Annotated in this window: 1 protein-coding gene; it reads left to right on the forward strand. The window is 34.8% G+C overall.

Annotation, left to right across the window (positions count from 1 at the left end; translation table 11 throughout):
* Nucleotides 1-12: 12 nt before the first annotated feature.
* Nucleotides 13-1,014 (forward strand): restriction endonuclease subunit S (locus AC1DSL_RS18595; protein ID WP_477533386.1); only part of this gene is annotated, 1,002 nt, incomplete at its 3' end.

Here is a 1,014-nt window from a genome sequence, read left to right on the forward strand (position 1 = left end):
GGTAAGTACACAATGAGTGAGAAAAAAAAATCTATTGAAGAATTAATAGTAGAATCTATAGTGCCAAAGGAAGAACAAAGATTTGAAGTTCCAGGAAATTGGGTATGGACATGGACGGGCGCAATTACTGAAGTGGTAGGTGGTGGTACACCAAAGTCTAAAGTCAAAGAATATTATGACCAAGGTTCTATTCGATGGGTAACACCTTCAGACCTTTCTGGATATAAGGACATATACATAAGTAGGGGAAAACGTAATATTACTGAGCTTGGTTTAGTTGAAAGTTCAACAAAAATATTACCGATTAACACTGTGCTACTCTCTTCCAGAGCGCCAATAGGCTATGTTGCAATCGCTTCTGAAAATCTATGTACAAATCAAGGGTTTAAAAGTTTTGTTCCAAGTAATGCCTATTATCCACAATATTTATACTGGTATTTAAAATTTTCAAAAGCATATTTAGAGTCTATTTCAAGTGGTAGTACATTTAAGGAGCTTTCAGGATCTAAGTCCAAAAAAATTCCTCTCCCGTTGCCTCCATTAGACGAACAAATAAGGATTGCAATGAAAGTGGAGGGGCTATTAAGTAAAATTGAAGAAGCAAAGGGCTTAATAAACAATTTTCCTGACATAATACAAAGTTTTAGAAGTGGGGTTATTTCGGCTGCTTGTAATGGCGATTTAACAACAGATTGGAGAACAAAGCAAGAGGATATTGAAAGTGCAATGGTTATATTGAAGAATTTATCAGAAAAGAAAATGGCTAATAAATCTGAAATGAAACGAAACAATTCTTTTAGATTAAATAATGAACTTCATCATCTCGAAAAATGGGCAGTAACTAAACTTGGTTTCATTTGTGAAATGCAGTTAGGTAAAATGCTATCACGTAAGGCTTATGGTGAGAATTTAACCATGCTACCATATTTGCGAAATGCAAATGTACAATGGGGGAGATTCGCATTAACTGACGTTCTTGAGATGGGGTTTGAAGAAAGTGAGATAGAAAAATAC

Source organism: Paenisporosarcina sp. P4_D4, assembly GCF_056401835.1.